The following is a 23041-nucleotide window of genomic DNA, read 5'->3' as shown; positions in this document are numbered from 1 at the left end:
CCGTTAGTGGTGGCTTCCATGCTAGTCTGCTCCTCCTTTTCTTAAGGCCTCGGTACCGTTCACGATGTCCATGAGCTCTGTCGTAATCATGGCCTGCCGGGTCTTGTTGGCCAAAAGGGTAAGTTTTTTTATGACGTCGTCCGCGTTGCTCGTGGCGTTTTCCATTGCGGTCATTCTCGAAGCGTGCTCGCTCGTGAGCGATTCCTTTATCGCCCTCTCCACGCGGACCCTGACGTAGGTCGAAAGAACTTCTTTCAATATGGCCTTCTTCGAAGGCTCGTAAAGATAATCTATTTCCACGGCGTCCTCGGCCGCCTCTTCGTCCGATTCTATCGGAAGGATCTTCTCGTATGTCATCACCTGCGTAAGGGCCGACCTGAAGAAGTTGTAAACGAGTATTATTTCGTCGGTCTTGCCCTTCACATATTCCGTGACGAGCTCGGAGGCGACACTCTCCGCTATCTCGGCGTAGTTTCTTTCGGTGACTCCCGTGAAGCTCGCCGCGATGGGGAACCGCCCCTTCGAGAAGTGGTCGAGGCCCCTCCGTCCGAGGAAGGTGAATTTTATGTGCTCGTACTTCTTCCCTTCCGTGACGATGTAGGTTTCGAGCTTCCTTATGAGGTTCGAGTTGAAGCTGCCGCAAAGCCCCCTGTCCGAAGTGAGGAAGACGAGGTGGAGATTTTTAGCCTCCTCGGGTCTCCTGAGAAGCGGATGCGCTTCGCGGTCGCACTTCCGTGCGAGGCTCTTCGTTATTTCGAGGAAGGCCTCGGAATAGGGCCTGTAGGACATGAGGAGCTCCTGGGCCCTTCTCAGCTTTACGGCCGAGATGAGCTTCATGGCGCTCATGATCCTGCGCGTGCCCTTCACGCTTTTAATCTTGGAACGTATCTGTCTTAAGCTTGCCATTTAATCTCCCGGGCGGAACTAGAGCTCCCCTATCTGGGCCTTGAGCTCGTCGAGCGCCTTTAAGATCGAATCCCTGAGGTCGTCGCCGATTTCTTTCTTCGTTTTTATATCCTTTAGAAGCTCGGGATACTTCGTATCGAAGAAGGAATAGAGCTCCTTCTCGTAGGCCCTTACCTTGTCTATCGGGTAGTCGTCTACGTAGCCGTTCGAGACAGCGTAGATGATGAGAATCTGCTTCTCGACGGGGAGCGGCTCGTACTGGCCCTGCTTGAGCGCCTCGACGAGACGTCCGCCCCTTGCGAGCTGGGCCTGGGTGGCCTTGTCGAGGTCGGATGCGAACTGGGAGAACGCCTCGACCTCCCTGTACTGCGCGAGCTCGAGCCTGAGTGTACCGGCGACCTTTTTCATCGCCTTTATCTGGGCCGAGCCGCCGACCCTGGAAACCGAGAGACCGACGTTAATAGCAGGCCTTACGCCCGAGTAGAAGAGGTCGCTCTCGAGGTATATCTGGCCGTCGGTGATGGAGATGACGTTCGTCGGAATGTACGCCGAAACGTCGCCCGCCTGGGTCTCGATTATCGGGAGCGCGGTCAGCGAGCCGCCGCCGTCCTCCTGCCTCATCTTCGCGGCCCTTTCGAGGAGCCTCGAGTGGAGGTAGAAAACGTCTCCGGGATAAGCCTCACGGCCCGGGGGACGCCTCAGGAGAAGCGAAAGCTGGCGGTACGCCCATGCGTGCTTCGTCAAATCGTCGTAGATGATAAGAGCGTGCCTTCCGGTGTCCCTGAAGTACTCGCCGAGGGCGCATCCGGCGTATGGCGCGATAAACTGGAAAGGAGCCGGGTCCGAGGCGTTGGCCGCGACTACCGTCGTGTATTCCATGGCGCCGTGCTCTCTTAACTTGTCCACTACCTGCGCCACCGTCGACTGCTTCTGCCCGATGGCGACGTAAATGCAGTATACGTCTTCACTTTTCTGGTTGATTATCGTGTCTACGGCGATTGCCGTCTTACCGATCTGGCGGTCGCCGAGGATGAGCTCGCGCTGGCCCCTGCCTATCGGGATCATCGCGTCGATAGCCTTGATACCCGTCTGGAGCGGCTCGTGAACGGACTGCCTGTAAACGACGCCGGGGGCCTTGATTTCGATCGGCCTCGTTTCCGCCGCCTTTATCTCGCCCTTGCCGTCTATCGGCTGACCGAGGGAGTTGACCACCCTGCCCTTCATGTCGTCACCGACGGGGACCTCGGCGATCCTGCTGGTCCTCTTTACGATGTCGCCTTCCTGGACCTCGGTGTCCTCTCCGAAGAGGGCTATACCGACGTTGTCCTCTTCGAGGTTAAGGACGAGCCCCATGATGCCGCTTGCGAACTCGACGAGCTCGCCGGCCATCGCGCGGTCGAGCCCGTAGGCTCTGACGATACCGTCGCCGACGGAAATAACCGTCCCGACTTCGGAGGTCTCGATCTTGGTTTCGTAACCCTTGATCCGGTCCTTTAGTATCTGACCTATTTCTTCAATCTTGATTTCCTGCATATTTCTTCGCTCCTTGTATGAGTAGAAGGCTTTCAGGACCGCGTGAGAACGCCCCTTATCCTCTCAAGCTGGGTCTTTATACTACCATCGAACACCCTATCTTCAACCTTCGCGACGATCCCCCCGACTATGGACGGATCGACCCTGGTCGTGATGTCGATGCCGCCGCCGGCAACTTTCTCCAGCGCCCCTTTTATCCTGCCGATCTCGGCCTCCGAAGGCTCGGACGCCGTTATGATCTCAGCGCGGATCCTGCCCGACGCCTTGCGTAATTTTCTTAAAACCGTTTCTTCGGATTGAATGAGGGATTTGAGCTTGTCGAGCTCGAGCGCAAGGACCAGGAAGTTCACGGTCAGCTTGTCGTAACCCCTTTTCGAGCTCAGGTCGTCGATTATCCCCTTTCTTTCCCCGAACTCGAAAGTCGAGCTCCAGAGAATGTTCTTCACCCCGGCCGCTCCACCGAGAAGGTGGAAGAAATCTTCGAGGTCGGAGGTAACTTTATCGAGCTTTCCTTCCTCGCGCGCGCTTTCGGTGAGCGCTTCAGTGAGGTCCCTCAGTGTTGCGATTGATGCCATTTTTCGTCCTCTATGTTTTTAGTGAAGTCGGCTACCATCTTTTCCCTGTCCGCATCGCCCAGGCTCTTCGCGATAAGGCCGCGCGCATGAGAGAGAGCGAGGTCGGCCACCTCGGACTGTATGTCCCTTTTCGCCCTTTCGGTCTGGAGGGCTATCGACTCGGCCGCTTCCTTTTTCATGTTTTCCGAGGCGGCCCCGGCGACCCTGAGTATCTCGTCCCTTTCTTTCCCGCCCTGGGTCCTGAGGCTTTCCTTTATGGAGCTTATCTCGGCCTCTATGCCCTCGAGCCTCTTCGAATATTCTTCGTACCTGGCCCTGGCCTCGGTTATCGTCTTCTCGGCGACGTCTATCTCGCGCCCGATGCTGCTCCGCCTCTCGACGAGGAAGTTCCGGATCGGGGTCTTGAGGAAATAAACGAGCACGAGAAGGAGAATCACGAGATTCACCGCGTGCTCGGTAGCGAACCTCCAGTTAAACGTGTTGTGGTGCTCGGTGGCCGCCGTGAGTAGAAAATTTATTATTCCGAATTCGGTCATGCTCCGGCCTCCCTGCCGAGAATTTTAGAAGATATCTCTTTCGCCAGAAGCTCTACGTCGCCGCTCAGCTTCTGCTTTATGGATTCCGATTCCGCTTCGAGCTTCTTCCTGGCGTCTTCGATCAACGAGGTGGTTTCCTCCCTCGCTTTCGACACAATGCCGGTGGCCGCGTCCTGCGCTTCCTTCACTATGCTCATCCTCTCTTCCTGCGCATGGGACCTCGCATCGGCAAGGCGCGTCTCGTATTCCTCGATAATCGACTTGACCTTGGCTTCGAGCTCCCTGGCCTCTTCCATCGTCCCCCTGGTGAGCCTGTCCCTACGGTCCATGAGCTTCAGGAACGGCTGAAAGACGAGCGCGTTCAATATTATTATCGCCGCCACGAATATGACGACCTCGATGAATACGGTGTAGTCTACGCTTAGAAGGTCCCCGGAGGCCGCGCTCGCGTCGGCCGCGGCGAGCAGCAGGAGCCCGAGGGGCGCAGTAATCTTAAAGCTTGTTAGCCTCATTAATCGAATCTCCTCTTAACTTATATGTGTCCGCCTGCAATGACTGAATCACCCCTTCAGGGGAAAGCGATCCGATGCGGCGGAACGACGAGCATGGCAAGCATAACCATTACGGTCATCGCCGAAAAAAGCTGTGAGCAGAAAACCCCATGCGCAAGCCCAGCTTGCGGCTTGCGAGAAAACGAGTCCCGCTTTCCCCGTGTATTTCGTACCGAAACCCGTGGCGAACCCGATCCCCTCAAGGAAAGCGGCCCGGCCGCTAACAAATTTACCCACTGCAGCGGCAATGAAAAGTACCCCGGGAATCACGACCGTCCCGGGACAGGCCTCCCCATCGATAAAAACGGGAAAAACGGGCCGGCTCGCCGCGGCGAGCGTCGTTGCAAAAACCAGAATCAGTGCAAAAGCGATAAGAAACTTTTCTGCCGGGTACTGACTCGTCTCTTCCAGACTCATCTGGGGCTTATTTCCTCAAGGGCAAAAATTTGAAAAATCGTAAGTATTTAACATGAAACGGGGGGCGTGTCAACAATTTATAGACTCATACGCGCGCCCGGGGGAGAACGCCCTTCCGCACTGCGTTACACCCGCCCTGCCGGCAGCCGGATTGCATATGCACACAACCATTTATCCGCCCTGCCGCTCCTTCTGTTCGAGCGCATATTTGTCGAGCTCTATGTCGAGCTCCGTCCTTACGCCCATGGAGTGAAGGGCCTCGTTCGCCTCTATAAGGCTCCGTGTACCGGACACCTTTCTCGAAAGAACCGACAATTTCTCGTAAAGCACCGCCGGGGAAAAATAATATGTGACCGTCGAGGACATCGAGAGATCCACGTGACGGCGGCCGCTCCTGATATTAGTCTCGACGAACTGCCCCCTGGCCAGGAGAACCGGCATCCTGCTCGCCTCGGTAGGGACGATGGAGATGACCCTCTCCATGGTTTCGAGCGCTTCAGGGGTGAGCCCCCAGCCCCCGAGGAGGCCGCCGCTCGATGCGAGGACCTTCATCGCGTCTTCGAGCTCGCTCTCGGTAAGCTCGCCGTCACTCCCGTACCCGAAAAGGCCGAGGAACGCGGGCATCTCCCTTTCGATGATGTAAAACGCCGCCGTCATTATGGAATCCGCGAGCGGGCTCATGAGCCCGGGCTCGCCCCCGCGGGAGAGTATATCCCCCCCGACGTCGATGCCGACGACGAGATCGGCCCCGAGCTCGCGCGCGGCGCCCAAAATCCCCCTTGCCACCGTCTCCGGGCCGCCGTGTATGTCTATGAGGAGCGTCTCCCTGCCCGTGACTTCGGCGACCCCGGCCTCCGCGAACCTGACTCCCGTGCTCGTGGCGGTGTCTTTATCCACCCGCCACACGACGTCGTTCAGCTTCCGCGCGCCTACCGTCTCCTCGAATGTCCTCGGGCCGGGCATCGGGTCTATGACGGACCTTTCCCACGAGAGGCCGCCGAGCACGCATTCGACGCCGAACATCCCGAGGAAGTCGGCCGTCGGTATCGTGCCGACTATGTCGCCTCCCCCGCCTACGCCAAGCAGTATGGCCTTTTTTGCACTTCCTACGATCTGCCTTATGGTATTTCTACCTGTCAATATAATCCCCCCGGGGAGCGTTATGGGCGCGTTCTCGGCCCGGGAATAATTTACTGGACGCGGGGGAAGTTTCAATCCGGGGAGACGGGGAAACCGCGGCGTTCAGGACCCGGCGCTCCTGATTAACCAGGGGAATGGCCTCCTTAAGGAAAATAGACGCCGGAAGAAGAAAGGAAGCGAGGGAAATGGAATCCCGCACCCTCCGCGGGGCAGGGCGCGGGAGGAATCCGATTATTCCGCCGAGAAGGCTATACCCTGCCTTACCTGGTATATGGCCTGGTTTACGAGCTCGAGCGCCTTTACCCTGTGGCCGCCCTTGTCCGGAGACGACACTTCGAGATTGATTCGGGCCGCGTGGAGGTTTCCGAGGGCCTGCTCCATATTCGGCTGGTAGTACCCCGGCGGCTGCGCGTCGGCCGTCTGGAACAGGTTGAACGAGCTCATTATAACGAAAGCGAACAATGCGCCTGTAACGAAAGGAAGCGAAACTTTAAGAACCTTAGACATATTCAATCCCCCTGATTATTCAGAGTACGCGCGGGGAGAACCCGCCCGTCCGCCGATAATTCTAGCATCAAAAGGATTTCGTCTGTGAAATAAACAGCGAGACCGAAATTACGGGAGCGCTATGCGTATTATCGCACGCTGCGGGTGACGGAGGCCGGCATGTCTCCGGGGCCGGACTGCGCCGTCAGCGCTTTACCTTATACCCGGCCCTTTCCCTGTCCCAGGTGTCTTTCGTGATGCCCTTGTCCCTTAGCTTGTTCTTCTGGACCCTCTCGGTGCCGGTCTTGGGGAGCGACACCTCGAACCTTATGAACCGGGGGAGCATGAACGTCGGCATGCGCGGCTCGAGATATTCTATGAGCTTCCAGGGGTCCACCTTCTTCCCCTTTTTCGGGACGACGACTATCATGACCTCGTCCTCGGCGTACCCGCCGCCCTCGGCCTTTATGCCGACCGTCGCGCATTCGTCTATCTCGTGGTGCGAGCCGACGATCTTTTCGACCTCGAACGAGCTTATGTTCTCGCCGCGGCGGCGGATGTAATCCTTCACCCTGTCGACGAAGTATATGTATCCATCCTCGTCCATCCTGCCGGCGTCGCCCGTGTGGAACCAGAAATTCCTGAAGTCCTGGACCGTCTTCTCCGGCATCTTGTTGTAGAAATGGAGCATTATGTTGGGCGTCCTCGGCCTTACGACTATCTCGCCTATGGAGCCGCGGGGCACCTCCTCGTCCGTCTCGGGGTCCACGACCTTTATCTCGTACCCCGGGGCTTCCTTGCCGCAGGAGCCCACCCTGAACGGCTCGCCGGGGCGCATCCACGTGCATTGCCCTATTTCTGTCAGCCCGTACCCCTCCATGAACTGTATATTGAACCTCTCCATGAACTCCTCGATTATGTCGTGAGGGGCGGGGGAGCCGAGGACGAGCTTCGTTTTGTGCTGTTTTTCCTCGGGGACGGGCGGAGTATTCCACATGAAATAGGCCATCGTGCCGACGATGTTGAACTTCGTCACGCCGTGGTCCTTGATCCACTTCCAAAACTGGCTCGCGCTGTACTTCTCCTCGACGACGACCTTGGCCCCTTTTATTAACGCGGGATATACGGACATCACCATGGCGTTCGAATGGTAGAGCGGGAGGCACGTGAAGCATACGTCGTCGGGGCCGACGTCCATTATCTCGGAATAATTGCGGGCGCTGGAGTAATCCGCCGCGCACGGCCTCATGACCCCCTTGGACCTCCCCGTCGTGCCCGAGGTATACATGAGGCGTGCGAAGTCCATGAACGTGACCTCGACGCCGGGCTCGGAGGGCTTGCCGGAGTTTATGAAGGCAGCGTAGGACGTCATCTTCCTGAACCTGAATCCGTGGCGGTCGAATTTCTCCCCGCCGTCCCTCGTCCAGACTATGACGTGCTCCAGCTGCGGTATCTGCCCGGCGATGGGGACCATCCTGTCGAGGTATTCCTCGGCGATGAAGAGGACGCGCGAGTCCGAGCTGTCGATTATGTACTGGAGGAAGTCCATCTTGTAGGCGGTGTTTATCGGGACCATCACTATCCCGGCCTTCAGAATACCGAACCACGTTACGACGTAGTCGTCGGAGTTCGGCATGTAGACCGCAACCTTGTCACCCTTCTTTATGCCGAGGTCGATAAGGGCGTTCGCTATCCTGTTTGACTGCCTGTTTACCGCGAAGAAGCTAAGCGGTTTTCTATAACCGAACTGGAGGAACGGCTTTTTACCGAGCTTTTTGGCCTGCTCCCTTAGAATTTTGGGGAGGACCCAGTTCTTCTTGTCCTGCCCGACGTACCATTCGACGTCGAATTTCCCGTTCTCACGCTTATAGGTTATGGGGTGATGCAGGTCTCTGATTTTCTTCTTCTCGGATTTTGCGGCCATCGTTACCTCATGAGCGGCGCCCGGATGCCCGATAAGGACCGGACGGGCGCATAAAGCCCCCTCGTCGTTTTTAGAATTTCTACTTTATTTTTTTATGGGGAAAAGTCAAGCCCCGCCGCGGCCTTAAGGGCCCGGCCGCATGCACGGGGGCTAGAATCCGTCTTTGGGTCCGGGTTCTTCGTACTCGTCGGGCTCCGGGGAGGCCTTTTTACGCTCTTTACCGAAGAGCCACGCCACGAGTATCCCGAGCCCGTAGAACACCACTATCGGGACGAACATGAACATCATCGACACTGCGTCCGTCGTAGGGGTGAGGAAGGCGGCCGCAACGGCGCTTATCAGTATCGCGTACTTCCACTGCTTCCTGAGCCAGCCGCTCGTAACCAGGCCGAGCCTCGCAAGGACAAAAACGACGAGCGGGAACTCGAATATGAGGCCGAAGCCGAGGAGGAGCGCCATGAAGAACGACAGCGCTTCTTTTATGGACGGAAAGGCCTTTACGTACTCGGACGAATATTCATTGAGCAGGAACTGGAACGCCTTTGGCGCTGCGACGTAATAGCAGAACGCCGCGCCGAAGAGGAAGAATATGGTCCCGAAAGATATGAACGGGATGACTATCAGCTTTTCGTGCTTGTAGAGCCCCGGCGCGACGAACTTCCACGCCTGGTAGAGAATAAAGGGCACCGATGCGAAGAGCGCCGCGAAGAAGGACACCTTTAAATACGTCATGAATCCCTCGGCGGGCATCGTGAATATAAGCGAGCTCCCCTCGGGGAGGTTCTCTATTATCGGCCTCATCAGGTAGTCGAATATGACCGACGAGTACGCATAGGCGGGTATGAACAGCACGAAAATCGCCAGAACGCACCAGAGGAGCCTTTTCCTGAGCTCAGTCAGGTGGTCGAGAAACGACATCCGTCCTTCTTCGCTTATACCTTCTTCTTCCATAATCAGGGCGTAAGCTTAACTTACTCGGTGGCGGTTCTCAATTTAGCAATACCCGGCTCGCAAAAACGGCGGAAGAGAGGGGATATGCACCCGCCGGGCCCGGTTTTATGCGCCGGTAACGCCGCGGAGGTCAAATTGACATTGATTAATCGCTCGCATATATTGTTATCCCGTTAAAACCAACCCCTCATAAATCTCGGAGGAAAAATTGAAAGTATTGATAACAGACGGCATGTCCAAGGAAGGCCTCGGCATTCTCGAAGCCGCCGAGGGCCTCGAGCTCGACGTAAGGAAGAGCACCGCCAAGGAAGAACTCCTCGAAATCATAGGCAATTACGACGCTGTAGTCATCAGAAGCGCTACAAAACTCACGGAAGAGCTCATAAACGCGGGGAAGAACCTTAAGGCCATAGGAAGGGCCGGCATCGGGGTCGACAACGTGGACGTCCCCGCCGCGACCAAAAGGGGAATAGTCGTAATGAACACCCCCGAGGCCAACGCGATAACGACGGCCGAGCACACGATAACACTCATGCTGTCGCTCGCGAGGCAGATTCCGCAGGCGCACGCGTCGCTTAAGGAAGGCAAGTGGGAAAGGAGCAAGTTCAAGGGCAGGGAAATTTACGGCAAGACGTTCGGCCTCATAGGGCTCGGCAACATCGGCAAGCTAGTGGCCGAAAGGGCGCTCGGGCTCAAGCTGAACGTTATAGCGTACGATCCGTTCCTTTCGAAGGAAGCCGCCGACAGGCTCGGGGTCGAGCTCGTGTCGCTCGACGACCTTCTGAAGAGGTCGGACATAATAACCATACACACGCCCCTCACCCCGGAAACGAAGGACCTCCTTAACAAAGACTCTCTACAGAAAACGAAAAAGGGCGTAATGATAATCAACTGCGCCCGCGGCGGAGTCGTAAACGAAAACGACATCGCCGAGGCGATAAAATCGGGCCACGTCGGCGGGTGCGCGTTCGACGTATTCGTGAACGAGCCGCCCGAAGAGGGGAACCCGCTCCTGGCGCTCGACGAGAACGTCGTATTCACGCCCCACCTGGGCGCATCCACCGAAGAAGCCCAGACGAAGGTCGGACTCGCGATATCCGAGCAGATAGTCGACTTCCTCCTTAACGGCGTCGTCAAGAACGCCGTAAACATGCCGTCCGTCAGCCTCGACGTGCTGAAGACCATAGGCCCGTACCTTACGCTCGCCGAGAAGCTCGGGAGCCTCCAGGGCCAGCTCTGCAAGGGCGGCGTCAAGGAGATACAGCTACAGTACGACGGCGAGATATCCGAGCTCGACACGCGTCCCGTGACCGTTTCGGCGCTGAAGGGCTTCCTCGCGCCGATGATGGACGTCGTCGTGAGCCACGTCAACGCCCCCGTCATAGCCGAGGAAAGGGGCATAAAGGTAATAGAATCGAAATCCTCACAGGCCAAGGACTATACGAGCCTGATAACGATAAAGGTAAAAACGGATGACGGCGAAAGCCAGGTCGCGGGAACGATCTTCGGCACGGAAGAGCCGAGGGTCGTGGGGATAAACGGCCTCAAGATAGACGTCGTTCCGAGCGGATACATGCTCGTCAGCGAAAACAAGGACAGGCCGGGATTCATCGGCGCCATGTGCACGACGCTCGGAGATAACGGCGTAAACATCGGCCTCCTGCACCTTGGAAGGGAATCCATCGGCGGAAGGGCCATAGTGTTCACGAACGTCGACTCCCCCGTCCCGGAGGAAGTAATAGAGAAGATAAAAAATCTTCCGGACATCATATCCGTTACACAGGTCAATCTATAGATGATAAACAGACTCAGTCTGCCGCAGGGCGTCAAGGATTACACCCCCGAAAAGGCGGAGGAGCTCAGACGAACCGAAGAGGGACTGCTCGAAGAATTCGCGAGGTGGGGCTACAGGAAGGTCATAACCCCCCTTTTCGAATACCTCGATCCCCTGTCCATCGGGCTCGGAGACGAGCTTAAAAGTAAGGTAATGAAATTCGTGGACCCCTCGTCTGGGGATGTCGTGGCGCTCCGGCCCGACATCACCCCCCAGGTCGGGAGGATCGTGGCAACGCAGCTGAAGGACCACGCGGCCCCGCTCAGGCTCTGCTACAACGGCAGGGTCGTAAGGTTCGAGGAAAAGAGCAGCGGCAAGGAGCGCGAGATATTCCAGGCCGGCTGCGAGCTCGTCGGGCTCGGCTCGGCCGAGGCCGACGCCGAGATCATCGCCCTCGGCATAAAGTCCCTCGGTAAATCCGGCATAAAGAACCTCGTCCTCGACATAGGACACACCGGAATACTGAGGCACCTCCTGGCGCAGACGGGCGAGCACAGAAAGGACATCGAAGACGCCCTTAAGAAAAAGGACCAGGAAGCCCTTTCAAGCGCCATAAAGAAATCGAAAGCGACGAAACCCGTAAAGGATGCGATAAGCATGCTCCCTTCCCTCTTCGGCGGGATGGAAGTTTTAAATGAAGCGAAAAAGATACGCTCGATAAGTAAATACGTGGTCGAGCTCGAAAACGTGATTTCAGTCATCGGGGACTACCAGTCGGACTGCGACATCAACATAGACCTCGGCGAAATCAGGGGATTTAACTACTACACCGGCGTAACGTTCGAGATACTCTCGCGCGACATACAGTCGCCGCTCGTAAGGGGCGGGAGATACGACGAGCTCATGGGGAAATACGGCCACGACGCGCCCGCCACTGGCTTTGCCGTGGACGTCGAATCCCTCCTCAGCACGCACAGGCGCGACGGCGAGAACAACCAGATACACTTCGTCGTCATCCCCAAAAAGCCGGGCCTCCGCCGCGAAGCCATACGCCTCGCCGAATGGCTCAGGTCGAGCGGGTTCAAGGTCGTCCTCGACCTCAACCTCGACAAGGCGCAGATGGAGCTCAGGATCAAGGAGAACCGCGCCTCCAACTTCTACGGCGTGATACTCCTCGAAACCCCGAGCAAGCTGAAGCTGATAGAATCCAGGAGAGGCGCCTGCAAGGAATTCTCGAATCTCGAAGAGCTCCTTAAAGGAGGTATCTGACCGTGCCTAACATCGTGGTAATAGGGGCCCAGTGGGGTGACGAGGGCAAGGGAAGGATCGTCGATCTCCTTTCGGAGGACGTCGACATCGTCGCCCGCTACCAGGGCGGCAACAACGCCGGACACACCATAGTCATAGGCGAGGAGAAGGTCATACTCCATCACCTCCCCTCGGGCATTCTCAGGGAAAACAAGCTTTCCGTAATCGGAAACGGCGTCGTCGTAGACCCGGGCGTTCTCCTCAAGGAGGTCGCGGGCCTGAGGGCGGCGGGATACAAAGTCGATTCGAATAACTTCAGGATAAGCGACAGAACCCACATCATAATGCCCTATCACAGGGAGATTGACGTCGCGCGCGAGGCGCTGAAGGGCAAGGGGAAGATCGGCACCACGGGCAGGGGCATAGGACCCGTTTACGAGGACAAGGCCGCCCGGAGGGGTATTAAGCTCGCGGACCTTATAGACCCCGAGTGTTTCCGGGAAAGGCTGGCCGACGTGCTCGAAGAAAGAAACGCTTACATTACAAAAGTCCTCGGGGGAGAGCCCCTTTCGTTCGACGCGATCTACGCCGAATATTCCGGGTACGGAAAGATACTCAAGGAATTCTCCTGCGATGTATCCGGCCTTCTCAACAAGGCGCTGTCAGAGGGAAAGAACGTACTCTTCGAAGGCGCGCAGGGAGCGCTGCTCGACATAGACCTCGGGACCTATCCCTACGTCACGTCGTCGAGCGCGAGCTCCGGGGGCGCGTGCACAGGCACCGGCGTGAGCCCGACGAAGATCGACGTCGTGCTCGGCGTCGCCAAGGCGTACGCGACGAGGGTGGGCGAAGGCCCGTTCCCCTCGGAGATTCACGGAGACGCCGGCAAACGGCTTAGGGACGCCGGCGGGGAATACGGCTCCACCACCGGGAGGCCCAGGAGATGCGGGTGGTTCGACGCCGTCGCGCTCAGGTACGCCGCCACGACGAACGGTATATCGAGCCTCGCGATAACCAAGCTCGACGTGCTGTCCGGCTTCGAGAGCGTAAATATATGCGTCGGATATAAGTACAAGGGCGAGACTCTTACGACCTTCCCCTCGGGCTGCAGCGCCCTTGCCGAATGCGAGCCCGTATACGAGGAGGTCCCCGGGTGGAGCGAGGACATATCCGGCGTCACCGAGTTCGAAGAGCTCCCGGAAGGAGCCAGAAACTATATCAGGAAGATAGAAGAGCTTACAGGGGTCGGCATCTATGCCGTTTCGCTCGGCCCGTCGAGAGAGAAAATACTTTTCCTTTCCGAGCTGGCCTGAGAATTTTTCCGGGCTTGCCTTGGCATAAATCCTTAATCGAATTCGAATTCCCTGACCCAGTAAACGAGGTTCGGGCTCCAGCTTTCAAGGCGTACGGCGTCTATCCTGCTGTAAAAGTACGGCCCCGAAGTCTGGAACTGCTTTCTGTAAAGGCCGACGACCTTCAGGTAGTCACCCTCGACTATGGGAGCGTCCCCCTTTACGAAGACGTCCACACCGATGCCCTTCCTGTCGGCGAGCGTGAAGGTCGTGTAGATTATCTCCTCCCCGTACTCGTTCACGCCGTGGGATTCGTAACGGAGGTTCCACACCTTGCCTATTACCTCGACGCCGGACATGTCGTAGGCGTCGGGGCTCGCGAGAATGGTGGCGATGGCGACGTTCTGGGCCGGGAGGGCGGATTCAGGGTTTTGCCATTCCCTGGCGCAGCCGGCGCTGAAGATGAGCGCAGTAGCAACGAAAAGGGCTTTTAGGGTTTCTTGCATTAATAACTCCTCCGGCGCTGGATGTCGACCGATAGAGAATTATAACACAATACCTAGGAATTTTTCTCGTATGCCTCGATAATTTTTCTAACGAGGGGATGCCTTACCACGTCATTCTTCGAGAAATAGACGAAGGAAATGCCGTCTATTTTCTTTATGAGGGTTTCGGCTTCGAGGAGTCCGGATTTCTCGCTGGCCGCGAGGTCCACCTGGGTCGTGTCGCCCGTTATCACGGCCTTGGAGTTGTATCCGAGCCTCGTGAGGAACATCTTCATCTGCATGGAGGTCGTGTTCTGGGCCTCGTCGAGTATCACGAACGCGTCGTTGAGCGTCCTCCCCCTCATGAACGCGAGCGGGGCGATCTCTATGGCGCCCTTTTCGACGAGACGGGAGGCTTTGTCGTAATCCATCATATCGTAGAGGGCGTCCAAAAGCGGGCGGAGGTAGGGGTCCACCTTTTGCGAGAGATCGCCGGGCAGGAACCCGAGCTTCTCGCCGGCCTCGACCGCCGGGCGCGTAAGTACTATCCTGTTTACCTCTTTATTGACGAAAGCCGAAACGGCCATAGCCATCGCGAGATAGGTTTTCCCCGTACCGGCCGGGCCTATGCCGAACACTATATCGTGCTTGCGTATGGATTCGATGTAGAGCTTCTGCGTTATGCTCTTGGGGGCGATTATCTTCTTCCGGGTCGAAACGCAGACCGTGTCGAGGAATATGTCTTCGAGCCTTATCTTGCCCTCGTCAATCACCCTCGCAGCGAGCTCTATGTCGGCCGGGTCGAGGACGTAGCCTTTTTCGAGGAGCCCGTAGATCTCCTTGAAGAACCTGGCGGCAGAATCGACGCCGGGGGCGCCACCCTCGAGGCTGAGCTTCCCTCCCCTCGCGTGGACCCTTATCCCGTACCTGTTTTCGACTTCTTTTAAGTTTTCGCTCTGCTCCCCGTAAAGCTCCTTTACGAGGTTATTGTCCCCGAACTCGATGTCCCTTACGACGCCGTTGTCAGTCGATATAGTTTCCTGCATTTATGAGGATACCCCTCCTGTCGGGCGGCGGACAGCTTCCGCCGCGGATATTTGCGAATCCGAAACGAATATCTCACGCTTTATATAAAATCTCATACAGGTTTTTTGAGTCGGAAAAACCGTAAGGCAGGCTTTGCCCAGAAATGACTGTGCTTGGAGATTTTGACTGCGTACTTCGAATCGTTCTGTCAGCGGATTGGCGTATCTCGTTACCCCTATCGTAAATAATTATAACAGAAAGGAGGCCGATGCCAAAGGCCTGCGCACTGCATCACGGGCCGCGGCAGTCAGTCTATCGATGACGGGTCGGGATATTTAAACTCGTAACCGAGGAGCGTCTTGAGCTTATCGCTTTTCACGATCTTGAACCCCGGCTTGCCGCCGCCTTCGAAAGCGGGCGGAGGGACGCCTATTTTGAGCGCCTGTGCGGTGTAATAATCCTTTCTTTTCGGGTGCAAGTCGGCGCAGGCATTGAATATTTCGCCGTAGGTGTCTCTTTCGACAATCCTCTCTATTATGAGGATGCAGTCGTCCCTGTGTATGAGATTGACGGGCGAATCTCCCCCCGTAAGCCCCCTTTTCCCCGAGATGAACCTCCCGGGTTTCCGGTCGTACCCGATGAGCCCCCCGAAGCGGAGCACAGCCGTCCGGAACGCGGGGTTTTCGAGTAGGAGCCTCTCGGCGATGACGAGGGCCTTACCCGAGGCCTTTTCGGGCGGCGCTTCCTCGTCCTCGAACACCTCCCTCCCGAGCTCGGGGTAGACGGAGGTGGAGCTCACGAATATGACGTTCTTTACGGGAGACTTCTCCACCCGTGAGGCGAGGGATTTTATCTGCGCGGTGTGGAAATCTACAATATCCTCCCTCCTTTCCGGAGGGAAGTTTATTACGAGGACCTCGCTCTCGAAGAATCTTTCGAAGCCGTCCCCGCCCGTGAGACCGGGATCGAGCGAGATATAATACGGCTCTATGCCGGCCGCTTTCAGCTCCGGAAGGAGCCCCGGCGTCCGAGTCGAGCCCTTAACCCCGTAGCCCTTTCCCAGAAGGTATTCGCCAAGCGGAAGGCCGAGCCATCCGCAGCCGAGTATGCTTACGGTTTTCATAGGATGCCGTGGTGAACGGTTATGCCGAAGCCGACGACGTAGGTCGTCAACCGGCGAGCCTCGCCAGCGCCTCGTTATATTTCCCGGCCGACTTTTCTATAATCTCGTCGGGCAAAGACGGCGCGGGCGGGTTCTTGTCCCACTTTATCGATTCGAGATAGTCCCTGACGAACTGCTTGTCGAAGCTCGGCTGAGAGCCGCCGGGCTTATACTGGTCCATCGGCCAGAACCGGGACGAATCGGGCGTCAGCGCCTCGTCTATGAGTACCAGCTCGCCGCCCTCCCCGAGCCCGAACTCGAACTTCGTATCGGCAATGATTATGCCCTTCTTCTCCGCCATCTCGCGCGCCCGGGAATAAAGGGCGATGCTGACGTCCCTCACCTTGTTCGCCATCTCCTCGCCTATGAGCCCCGCCGCCTGCTCGAACGTGATGTTCTCGTCGTGGGCGCCTTCCTCGGCCTTTGTCGACGGTGTGAAGATAGGGTCGTCGAGACGCGAGGACTCGACCAGCCCCTCGGGGAGGGGTATGCCGCAGACCGAGCGCGATTTCCGGTACTCCTTCCAGCCCGAGCCCGTGATGTATCCCCTCACGATGCACTCCACCGGAAGGGGCTTCGTCTTCCTGACGAGCATGCTCCTCCCTTCGAGGACGCCTGAGTACTTTTGAAACTCTTCGGGATAGTCCTTCACGTCGGTCGAAATCACGTGGTTCGGAATGATGTCTTCGGTCTCGCCGAACCAGTACTTCGAGATCTGGTTCAGCACCCTTCCCTTTCCGGGTATCCCCTCGGGAAGCACCACGTCGAATGCCGAAATCCTGTCCGTAACGACTATAAGAAGCTTGTCGCCGAGGTCGTAAATATCCCGCACCTTTCCCCTTTTGGGCGGGTTTACCCCTTCGAAGCTCGTCTGCATTACAACACCTTTCTGCGTCAAAGAAATCATCTCCTTGGATTTGTTGTCTGTCTCGATTCTCGCAGGTGAAATTTTATTAAAGAACGGCGGCTATGTCAAAACGCCCGAGCCGGATCACTCATTCAATATCTTCTGCGAGCGCCCGTGTTATCTCGGCCCCGAGGAGCTCCTTTATGCGGTTCCTGACGCCGGGGAACCTGTCCCTGAGGCTCCCTTCGATGGCGAGCATAGCGGAGAGTTCCCTCGGAGTAAGCGTCCTGTCGAGGACGCCGAACGCCTCCTCTCTCACCCTGCCGTAATCCGCCCCGCCGAGGGAGCGGGCGAGCCCGTAAAGGAAATCGCCGTAGAGGGCGAGCACCGTTTCTATCTGCCGCTTCTTGCCGGAAATCCCGTCCATTGCGCGAGTCACCGGGGCTACGCCCTCCTCCTCTCCCTCGACGCTTCGAGCATGTCCTTGAGGAGCCACATTATAAGCAGCGGGAGGTAATAGAAGAACGTATAGTGGAGGCCGAGGAGCGCGCTTTTGAACATGACCCACATGCCGATGAAATCTATGAGCGCGACGGCCCCCGCGACGACGAGCGCCCTCCGGAAGGAATCAGGAATCCATCTTTTAAGGAAGAAGTGCCCGGCGCGCGTCAGGATCGTGACGTTTATGAACGCGCCGACGAGGCGCCACATCATCGGTACGTCCACACGGCTCTCCCGGATTTACGTGCACATACGCAATCTATACTTGAAATCACGCCCCGAATCATTATTTTCATTATAGCACTATTCGAGGGGAGAGTTGCGGGCAGGCGCCGGGCGTAAAACCCGCACGAAAGCACAAGCCGGCGATTTCACTTCAGAATGTGCAAGACAGGGAGAAAAAAACATGAATACACTTAAAAGTCTGATCCTGCTCGTTGCCCTTTCCGCGATCCTCATGTTCATAGGCGGCGCGGTCGGGGGACGGAACGGTCTTCTCATCGCGTTCGGTATAGCGATGGTGATGAACTTCGTGAGCTACTGGTGGAGCGACAAGATAGTCCTCAAGCTCTACCAGGCAAAGGAAGTCACCGCACAGGACGCGCCCGAGCTCTACGCGGACGTTCGGGACCTCGCCCAGAGGGCCGGGCTCCCGATGCCGAAGGTCTACATCACCCCGCAGGAGCAGCCCAACGCCTTTGCGACCGGGAGGGACCCGAAGCACGGCGCCGTGGCCGTCACCGTTGGCATTATGAGACTCCTGAGCCGTGAAGAGCTGAGAGGAGTGCTCGCACACGAGCTGGCCCACATAAAGAACCGCGACATATTGATAAGCTCTATCGCCGCAACCATAGCGACGGCCATCACGTACCTCGCCTACATGGCGCAGTTCGCAGCGATATTCGGCGGCGGGGGCGGCGGAAGGGACGAGAGGGGTGGAAACCCGCTCGGGCTCCTGGTCATGGCGATCGTAGCGCCGCTGGCGGCCACGATCATAAGGCTCGCCATATCGAGGACGCGCGAGTACGGCGCCGACAAGGGCGGGGCCGAAATCTCGGGCAACCCGATGTCCCTTGCGAATGCGCTCCGGAAGCTCGCCGCCGGGACCGAGAGGATTCCGCTCAGGGTAAGCGACCAGGTGGCCGACAGCACGTCCCACATGTTCATCGCGAGCCCGCTCTCGGGCAGGAGCCTCGCTTCACTTTTCAGCACGCATCCGCCGATGGAAGAGAGGGTGAGAAGGCTCGAAGACATGGCCGCGGGCATAAGCAGATAAGAAACCCGGACTGATCGAATTAATATCGACGGGAGGGCGTGCGGCCCCGCTTCATTCGCCGGGAGTGCGCCCTTCGAGGTGTGACGAAACGGATTCCCACCTTTCATAAAGCTTCCTCAGGTTATCGTTCAGCGATCCGTATTCGCGCGTGACCTCTTCGGAGCGCTTCGCGTCCCTGAAGTTATCGGGGTCTGCGAGGAAGTCTTCGAGCTCGGATTTCTTTTCCTCCGAGGAATGTATCTTCTCTTCGAGGTCCTTGAGGGCGGTCCTGAGCTGGCCCGAGGAGAGCTCCTCCCAGTTCTCCATGTTCTCTATACCCCTTTCCGCAAGCTCCCTGTAGAGACGGTTACGCCTTTCGGCCTCTTCCCTTTTACTTAGCACCGGCTTTTTGTCGGCGGGTCCGCCTGTAGCATCCGTTTCCTGTGACGCGGGCTTCCCGTTATCCGTGACAGGCGCTCCGTTCCAACCGCTTTCACGCAGGCCCTGGTGGTACCTGAACTCCGAGTAATTCCCGGGATACGTAACGACCTTGCCCTTCTCCGCGTACCATACCCTGTTCGACACGCGGTCTAAAAAGAGCCTGTCGTGGCTCACGACGACGAACGTGCCGTTATAGTGGTTGAGCGCGTCCACGAGGACGCCGCGCGACTGTATGTCGAGGTGGTTCGTGGGCTCGTCGAGTATCATGAAATTCTTCGGTGAAAGGAGCGTCTTCGCGAGGGCGACGCGGCTCTTCTCGCCGCCTGACAGGACGGATATCTTCTTGAACACGTCGATGTCTGTGAAGAGAAAGGCCCCGAGGAGGGTTCTTATCTCGACCTCGCTCCTCCCGCCCGCCGCCGAGCTCAGCTCTTCGAGTATGGTGTTCCGGGGGTCGAGTGACTCGGCCTGGTGCTGCGCGAAGAAGGTGACCTCCACGTTGTACCCCTCTTTCCTCTCGCCCGAGAAGGGCTCGGAGCCTAGAAGCATTCTCGCGAGCGTGCTCTTCCCCGCGCCGTTCTTGCCTATGAGCGCTATCTTGTCGCCCCGCGAAATCGTGAGCGGCCCCGCATTATCGAAAACGGGTATCCCGCCGCCCTCGTCGTCGGGGTAGGTCTTGGAGAACGAAGAGAGCTCGAGCACGACCTTTCCCGAGCGCCCCGGGTCGGGGAATTTGAAGTGTATAACGTCGGCGTCGCCGGGCGGGGGCGGAATGCGCTCCAGCTTTTCGAGGGCCTTTATCCTGCTCTGGACCTGCTTGGCCTTCGTGTTCTTGTACCTGAACCTCTCTATGAACCGCTCGGTGTCCTTTATCTTCCTCTGCTGGTTCTCGTAGGCCGAGCGGTGAATCTCGATGCGCGCCTTACGCTCCTCGACGTATGAAGAATAATTCCCGGCGTACTCCGTTATATGCCCCATCGAAAGCTCGGCTATGGTATCGACCATCCTGTCGAGGAAATACTGGTCGTGGGAGACGAGTATAACCGTCCCGGGGAAGTCCTTGAGATACCCTTCGAGCCAGTCGATGCTCTCGATGTCGAGGTGGTTCGTGGGCTCGTCGAGAAGGAGGAGGTCCGGGTTTACGAGGAGGAGCTTCGCCAGCGCGACGCGCATCCTCCACCCGCCCGAGAACGTGTCGAGCGGCCGCGCGAGGTCGTCCGGCTCGAAGCCTAGCCCCATGAGGAGCTTCTCGGTACGGTAGCGGACGGTGTGCGAGTCCCTCGTGTTGAGCTCGGTCTGTATGGCGTCCAGCCTGTGGAGCGCCCTTTCGTACTCGGCCGAGCCCTTGTCCGCGATATGTTCGAGAGCGTCCTTGACGGACTCCATCTCGCGTTCGAGCCCGCCTATCTCGCTGAAGGCAGTGAGCGCCTCTTCGAGGACCGTGAGCCTGGAGCCCGCGTCCTCGACCTCCTGCGGCAGATAGCCGACCCGCTTTCCCGGCGGCACGACGACCGAGCCCGAATCGGGCCGGAGCACCCCCGCCATGACGTTGAGTAGCGTCGTCTTGCCTACGCCGTTCGGGCCGAAAAGCCCTATCCTCTTCCCGTCCTTAACGTGCCAGCCTAAGTTCTTGAACAGCTCTCTCGAGCCGTACGCGAGGGATATATTATCGAGTTGAATCATTTAAGGATGAATCCGGGGCCTGTCCCGAAACCGCCGACTACTGTTTCGTGAATCTGAGCCTCGTCTTGATGTAGTCGGAGTCCGTCAGCGGGTCGAGGACGAGCGTCTTCTTGTCGTCGCCGAATTCGTACGAGAGCTTTACCGGCTCCCCTCCGCCGAAGGAAAGGAAGAGATTGTCGTCGTCGTATGTATAGTCGCCGTCGAGGTTAAGCGAAATAGCGCTCCCGAGCTTGAGCGCGAACTTGCCGCCGCTCGTGAACTCGATCTCGGTTATGCCGGATTTCCACTTCCCCGCGAAGGGATTGAAAAGCCCCTCGATAAATCCGCACCCGCCGAGCGCCGCCGCAATAAACATCGCCGCCGCCAGTGTTACGTGTATTCTCTTCATTGAGTCTCCCCGGATATAAAATTTATCCGCTTACCCGGGCGGGAGCAACCCGTAGATGTACATCGCCGCGTAAGAGAGCACGAGGGACAGCACCGTTACTGCGGCGAGGACGGCCTCCGACAGGAGGGGCGGTCTCCGCCATTCCCTCCGGAAGAAAACGAGCCACGCCGTGCAAATCGCCGCCAGCGCGAGGCCGGCGTAAAAGAGAAGAAGAAGGTGGAACATTGCCATAGGCACGGGATAGATGCGGACGAGGGCGGCTGCCGGGAATATCGCTGACAGTACGAGCGCAGCGATCACTATCACGGCCGTCTTTCTGACGCCCGCCCGGTGCGCATACCTGTCTCCGTCCGGAATGCCGCGGAACGAGAGGGCGTAGACGACACCCGCCGCCATGAACAGGAGCGCCATGAAGAACGGAAAGAGGAAAAGATTCAAAAAGGGGTGAGAGAACCCCGATGCAGCCGCAAGGACAAGATAGTAGACGCCCCCCGACAGGACGGAAACCATAATAAAATATAGCGGTTTGTGTATACGCGGCGCGGCGTTGTGCATTTGGATAATGATAACCTTTAAAAACGGAAGGCATAGGAATATTTCCCCCTCGCCTGCCTGGAATCTTGCAATTTGACGGGACGCAAATATCTTTAACCGAAGACCCAGACGAAGCGGGGACGAGCGCGAAATGAAAAGAAACCGCCCGGTAATCGGGATCACAACCGATCTTGAAAAAGGCCACAATTCGATAGAGGCGGAATACGCCCGGGCCGTCGCGAAGGCGGGCGGGCTGCCCGTGCTCATCCCGACCGTGGCCTCGCCGGGAGATTTGCACTCGGAGACCATGAGCATCCTCGACGGGCTTCTTCTGCCCGGCTCACGCGATATGGACCCGAAGTACTACGGCGAGGAGCCTCACGAGGAGCTTAGGCCCATGAGCCTCGACAGGACGGAGACCGAGCTCTACATACTTGAGCGCGCGGTGGACAGGGGCATACCCGTCCTCGGAATATGCGGCGGGATGCAGCTCCTTAACGTCTTTTTCGGCGGGACGCTTTACCAGGACATCGCGGCATTTCTGCCGGACGCCCTAGGGCACGAAAAAGGCGCGGAGCACGGGATTGCAGCCGCCGGCGGGAGCAGGCTCGCGGGCATAACAGGGAAGAGCGGGTTTACCGTCAAAAGCTACCACCACCAGGCAGTAAAGAAAGTCGGCAAGGGTCTCATGGCTTCGGCAACCGCGCCGGACGGAATAGTCGAGGGCATAGAATCCGGGAATGATTCCTTCGTGCTCGGCATACAGTGGCACCCCGAAAGGGACGTGGCCGACCCGGTATCGAGGAAAATATTCGAAAGCTTTATCGAGGAATGCAGGAAGTGAAGCGGGCGTGGCCTTAAACCGCCCACCGGCTATCTGTTGGGACCGCTTCCTTTATACGTCATGAGGAATTCGGCCATGGTCTTCCTGGCGTCGGGCGAAGAGCCCGCTATGAAGCCAACGACAGCAGCCGTAAGGCCCGATTCGAGGGGATACTGCCTTACGAGCGCGAGCGCCAGATCGACCTCGGAGGCACCCGAAGCCCCCTCCGCGGGGGCGGCGGAGACCGCTTTCCTCTTCTTTTTGCCCCCGTTCAGAAATCCCATGACGAGAAGCGCCGCACCGATCAGCACTACGGCCGCGAATATGGCTATGCCGCCGCTTATGAGCGCGGCCACGTGCGGCTCGAACATGGTCCCCAGGTAGAGGAACAGCGACCACACGAGGAACGCAAAGCCGAGCGACGCGGTGAGGGAAGCCAGAAGCAGGACGGACAACAATATAACCGTCCTGAGTATCATCCCCCTTATAACCCGCGCGTCGGGCTTGAGCGCGCTTGTGATACTGCCGAGAATCTCCTTCAATCTGCTCCTTCCCGCCTGATC

25 protein-coding genes are annotated in these 23041 nt (G+C 57.8%); 5 read left to right on the top strand and 20 right to left on the bottom strand.

Features of this window, described 5'->3' with window-relative positions:
• Nucleotides 1-21: 21 nt before the first annotated feature.
• The 10 genes from atpG to tatC all read right to left on the bottom strand — a co-directional run bounded on the left by atpG (nucleotide 22) and on the right by tatC (nucleotide 9019).
• Nucleotides 22-906: an ATP synthase F1 subunit gamma gene (gene atpG, locus PKC29_03615; protein HML94501.1), complete on the bottom strand. Its 885-nt coding sequence runs from the start codon at nucleotides 904-906 to the stop codon at nucleotides 22-24.
• 18 nt (nucleotides 907-924) lie between these two features.
• A complete protein-coding gene (gene atpA, locus PKC29_03610; GenBank protein ID HML94500.1) occupies nucleotides 925-2439 on the bottom strand; it encodes a F0F1 ATP synthase subunit alpha in 1515 nt (504 codons plus the stop codon).
• A gap of 32 nt (nucleotides 2440-2471) precedes the next feature.
• Complete coding sequence (gene atpH, locus PKC29_03605; protein ID HML94499.1) at nucleotides 2472-3014, bottom strand: ATP synthase F1 subunit delta; 543 nt, start codon at nucleotides 3012-3014, stop codon at nucleotides 2472-2474.
• Nucleotides 2993-3550 carry an ATP synthase F0 subunit B gene (locus tag PKC29_03600; protein ID HML94498.1) on the bottom strand — a complete coding sequence of 186 codons (558 nt, stop codon included), beginning with the start codon at nucleotides 3548-3550 and terminating at the stop codon, nucleotides 2993-2995. The genes atpH and PKC29_03600 overlap by 22 nt, the downstream gene beginning before the upstream one ends.
• A complete protein-coding gene (locus PKC29_03595; GenBank protein ID HML94497.1) occupies nucleotides 3547-4062 on the bottom strand; it encodes an ATP synthase F0 subunit B in 516 nt (171 codons plus the stop codon). Before PKC29_03595 ends, PKC29_03600 begins: the two co-directional genes overlap by 4 nt.
• Before the next feature lie 48 nt (nucleotides 4063-4110).
• Entirely contained in the window at nucleotides 4111-4518 is a 408-nt protein-coding gene (locus tag PKC29_03590; GenBank protein HML94496.1) for a hypothetical protein, read from the bottom strand.
• A gap of 171 nt (nucleotides 4519-4689) precedes the next feature.
• Complete coding sequence (locus PKC29_03585; protein HML94495.1) at nucleotides 4690-5658, bottom strand: DUF1152 domain-containing protein; 969 nt, start codon at nucleotides 5656-5658, stop codon at nucleotides 4690-4692.
• A 231-nt stretch (nucleotides 5659-5889) separates the two neighbouring features.
• On the bottom strand, nucleotides 5890-6165 hold the full coding sequence (locus tag PKC29_03580) for a hypothetical protein (GenBank protein ID HML94494.1): 276 nt from the start codon (nucleotides 6163-6165) through the stop codon (nucleotides 5890-5892).
• A gap of 184 nt (nucleotides 6166-6349) precedes the next feature.
• Nucleotides 6350-8068, bottom strand: a complete 1719-nt coding sequence (locus PKC29_03575) for an AMP-binding protein (GenBank protein ID HML94493.1) — start codon at nucleotides 8066-8068, stop codon at nucleotides 6350-6352.
• A gap of 150 nt (nucleotides 8069-8218) precedes the next feature.
• Nucleotides 8219-9019, bottom strand: coding sequence for a twin-arginine translocase subunit TatC (tatC, locus tag PKC29_03570; GenBank protein ID HML94492.1), 801 nt, complete (start codon nucleotides 9017-9019; stop codon nucleotides 8219-8221).
• Nucleotides 9020-9227: 208 nt separating this feature from the next.
• Here tatC and serA point away from each other — a divergent pair, with 208 nt between their 5' ends.
• The 3 genes from serA to PKC29_03555 are packed head-to-tail and all read left to right on the top strand — an operon-like array spanning nucleotide 9228 to nucleotide 13354.
• A complete protein-coding gene (gene serA, locus PKC29_03565) occupies nucleotides 9228-10814 on the top strand; it encodes a phosphoglycerate dehydrogenase (protein ID HML94491.1) in 1587 nt (528 codons plus the stop codon).
• Nucleotides 10815-12062, top strand: coding sequence for an ATP phosphoribosyltransferase regulatory subunit (hisZ, locus tag PKC29_03560; GenBank protein ID HML94490.1), 1248 nt, complete (start codon nucleotides 10815-10817; stop codon nucleotides 12060-12062). It abuts the gene before it with no gap.
• A gap of 2 nt (nucleotides 12063-12064) precedes the next feature.
• Nucleotides 12065-13354 carry an adenylosuccinate synthase gene (locus PKC29_03555; GenBank protein HML94489.1) on the top strand — a complete coding sequence of 430 codons (1290 nt, stop codon included), beginning with the start codon at nucleotides 12065-12067 and terminating at the stop codon, nucleotides 13352-13354.
• A 32-nt stretch (nucleotides 13355-13386) separates the two neighbouring features.
• Here the strand turns inward: PKC29_03555 and PKC29_03550 are convergent, their stop codons facing one another.
• The 6 genes from PKC29_03550 to PKC29_03525 form a co-directional block, all read right to left on the bottom strand.
• The gene (locus tag PKC29_03550) at nucleotides 13387-13839 is read right to left on the bottom strand and encodes a hypothetical protein (protein HML94488.1); all 453 of its coding nucleotides are present in this window, start codon (nucleotides 13837-13839) and stop codon (nucleotides 13387-13389) included.
• Nucleotides 13840-13892: 53 nt separating this feature from the next.
• Nucleotides 13893-14864, bottom strand: coding sequence for a PhoH family protein (locus tag PKC29_03545; GenBank protein HML94487.1), 972 nt, complete (start codon nucleotides 14862-14864; stop codon nucleotides 13893-13895).
• Nucleotides 14865-15151: 287 nt separating this feature from the next.
• The gene (locus PKC29_03540) at nucleotides 15152-15967 is read right to left on the bottom strand and encodes an SDR family oxidoreductase (protein ID HML94486.1); all 816 of its coding nucleotides are present in this window, start codon (nucleotides 15965-15967) and stop codon (nucleotides 15152-15154) included.
• A 46-nt stretch (nucleotides 15968-16013) separates the two neighbouring features.
• Nucleotides 16014-16883 (bottom strand): phosphoribosylaminoimidazolesuccinocarboxamide synthase, encoded by an 870-nt coding sequence (locus tag PKC29_03535; GenBank protein HML94485.1) that lies wholly within the window; start codon nucleotides 16881-16883, stop codon nucleotides 16014-16016.
• 118 nt (nucleotides 16884-17001) lie between these two features.
• A complete protein-coding gene (locus PKC29_03530) occupies nucleotides 17002-17292 on the bottom strand; it encodes a hypothetical protein (protein HML94484.1) in 291 nt (96 codons plus the stop codon).
• Between the two features lie 5 nt (nucleotides 17293-17297).
• Nucleotides 17298-17579, bottom strand: a complete 282-nt coding sequence (locus PKC29_03525; protein ID HML94483.1) for a hypothetical protein — start codon at nucleotides 17577-17579, stop codon at nucleotides 17298-17300.
• Between the two features lie 181 nt (nucleotides 17580-17760).
• Between PKC29_03525 and htpX the strand changes: the two genes are divergently transcribed.
• The gene (gene htpX / locus PKC29_03520; protein ID HML94482.1) at nucleotides 17761-18630 is read left to right on the top strand and encodes a zinc metalloprotease HtpX; all 870 of its coding nucleotides are present in this window, start codon (nucleotides 17761-17763) and stop codon (nucleotides 18628-18630) included.
• A 51-nt stretch (nucleotides 18631-18681) separates the two neighbouring features.
• On the opposite strand, the gene PKC29_03515 is transcribed toward htpX, so the two are convergent.
• Genes PKC29_03515 through PKC29_03505 form a run of 3 tightly spaced genes read right to left on the bottom strand, consistent with a single transcriptional unit; the run spans nucleotide 18682 to nucleotide 21631 of the window.
• A complete protein-coding gene (locus tag PKC29_03515; protein HML94481.1) occupies nucleotides 18682-20733 on the bottom strand; it encodes an ATP-binding cassette domain-containing protein in 2052 nt (683 codons plus the stop codon).
• 37 nt (nucleotides 20734-20770) lie between these two features.
• The gene (locus PKC29_03510; protein HML94480.1) at nucleotides 20771-21121 is read right to left on the bottom strand and encodes a hypothetical protein; all 351 of its coding nucleotides are present in this window, start codon (nucleotides 21119-21121) and stop codon (nucleotides 20771-20773) included.
• 30 nt (nucleotides 21122-21151) lie between these two features.
• On the bottom strand, nucleotides 21152-21631 hold the full coding sequence (locus PKC29_03505; GenBank protein HML94479.1) for a hypothetical protein: 480 nt from the start codon (nucleotides 21629-21631) through the stop codon (nucleotides 21152-21154).
• A gap of 175 nt (nucleotides 21632-21806) precedes the next feature.
• On the opposite strand from PKC29_03505, the gene PKC29_03500 reads away from it, so the two are divergent.
• The gene (locus PKC29_03500) at nucleotides 21807-22499 is read left to right on the top strand and encodes a gamma-glutamyl-gamma-aminobutyrate hydrolase family protein (GenBank protein ID HML94478.1); all 693 of its coding nucleotides are present in this window, start codon (nucleotides 21807-21809) and stop codon (nucleotides 22497-22499) included.
• Between the two features lie 29 nt (nucleotides 22500-22528).
• Here the strand turns inward: PKC29_03500 and PKC29_03495 are convergent, their stop codons facing one another.
• Nucleotides 22529-23020 carry a hypothetical protein gene (locus PKC29_03495; protein ID HML94477.1) on the bottom strand — a complete coding sequence of 164 codons (492 nt, stop codon included), beginning with the start codon at nucleotides 23018-23020 and terminating at the stop codon, nucleotides 22529-22531.
• Nucleotides 23021-23041 lie beyond the last annotated feature (21 nt).

The sequence above is a fragment of the Thermodesulfobacteriota bacterium genome (assembly GCA_035325995.1).
GTDB lineage: Bacteria > Desulfobacterota_D > UBA1144 > Nemesobacterales > UBA2774 > JADLGH01.
This window is presented reverse-complemented; position numbering and strand designations above follow the sequence as displayed.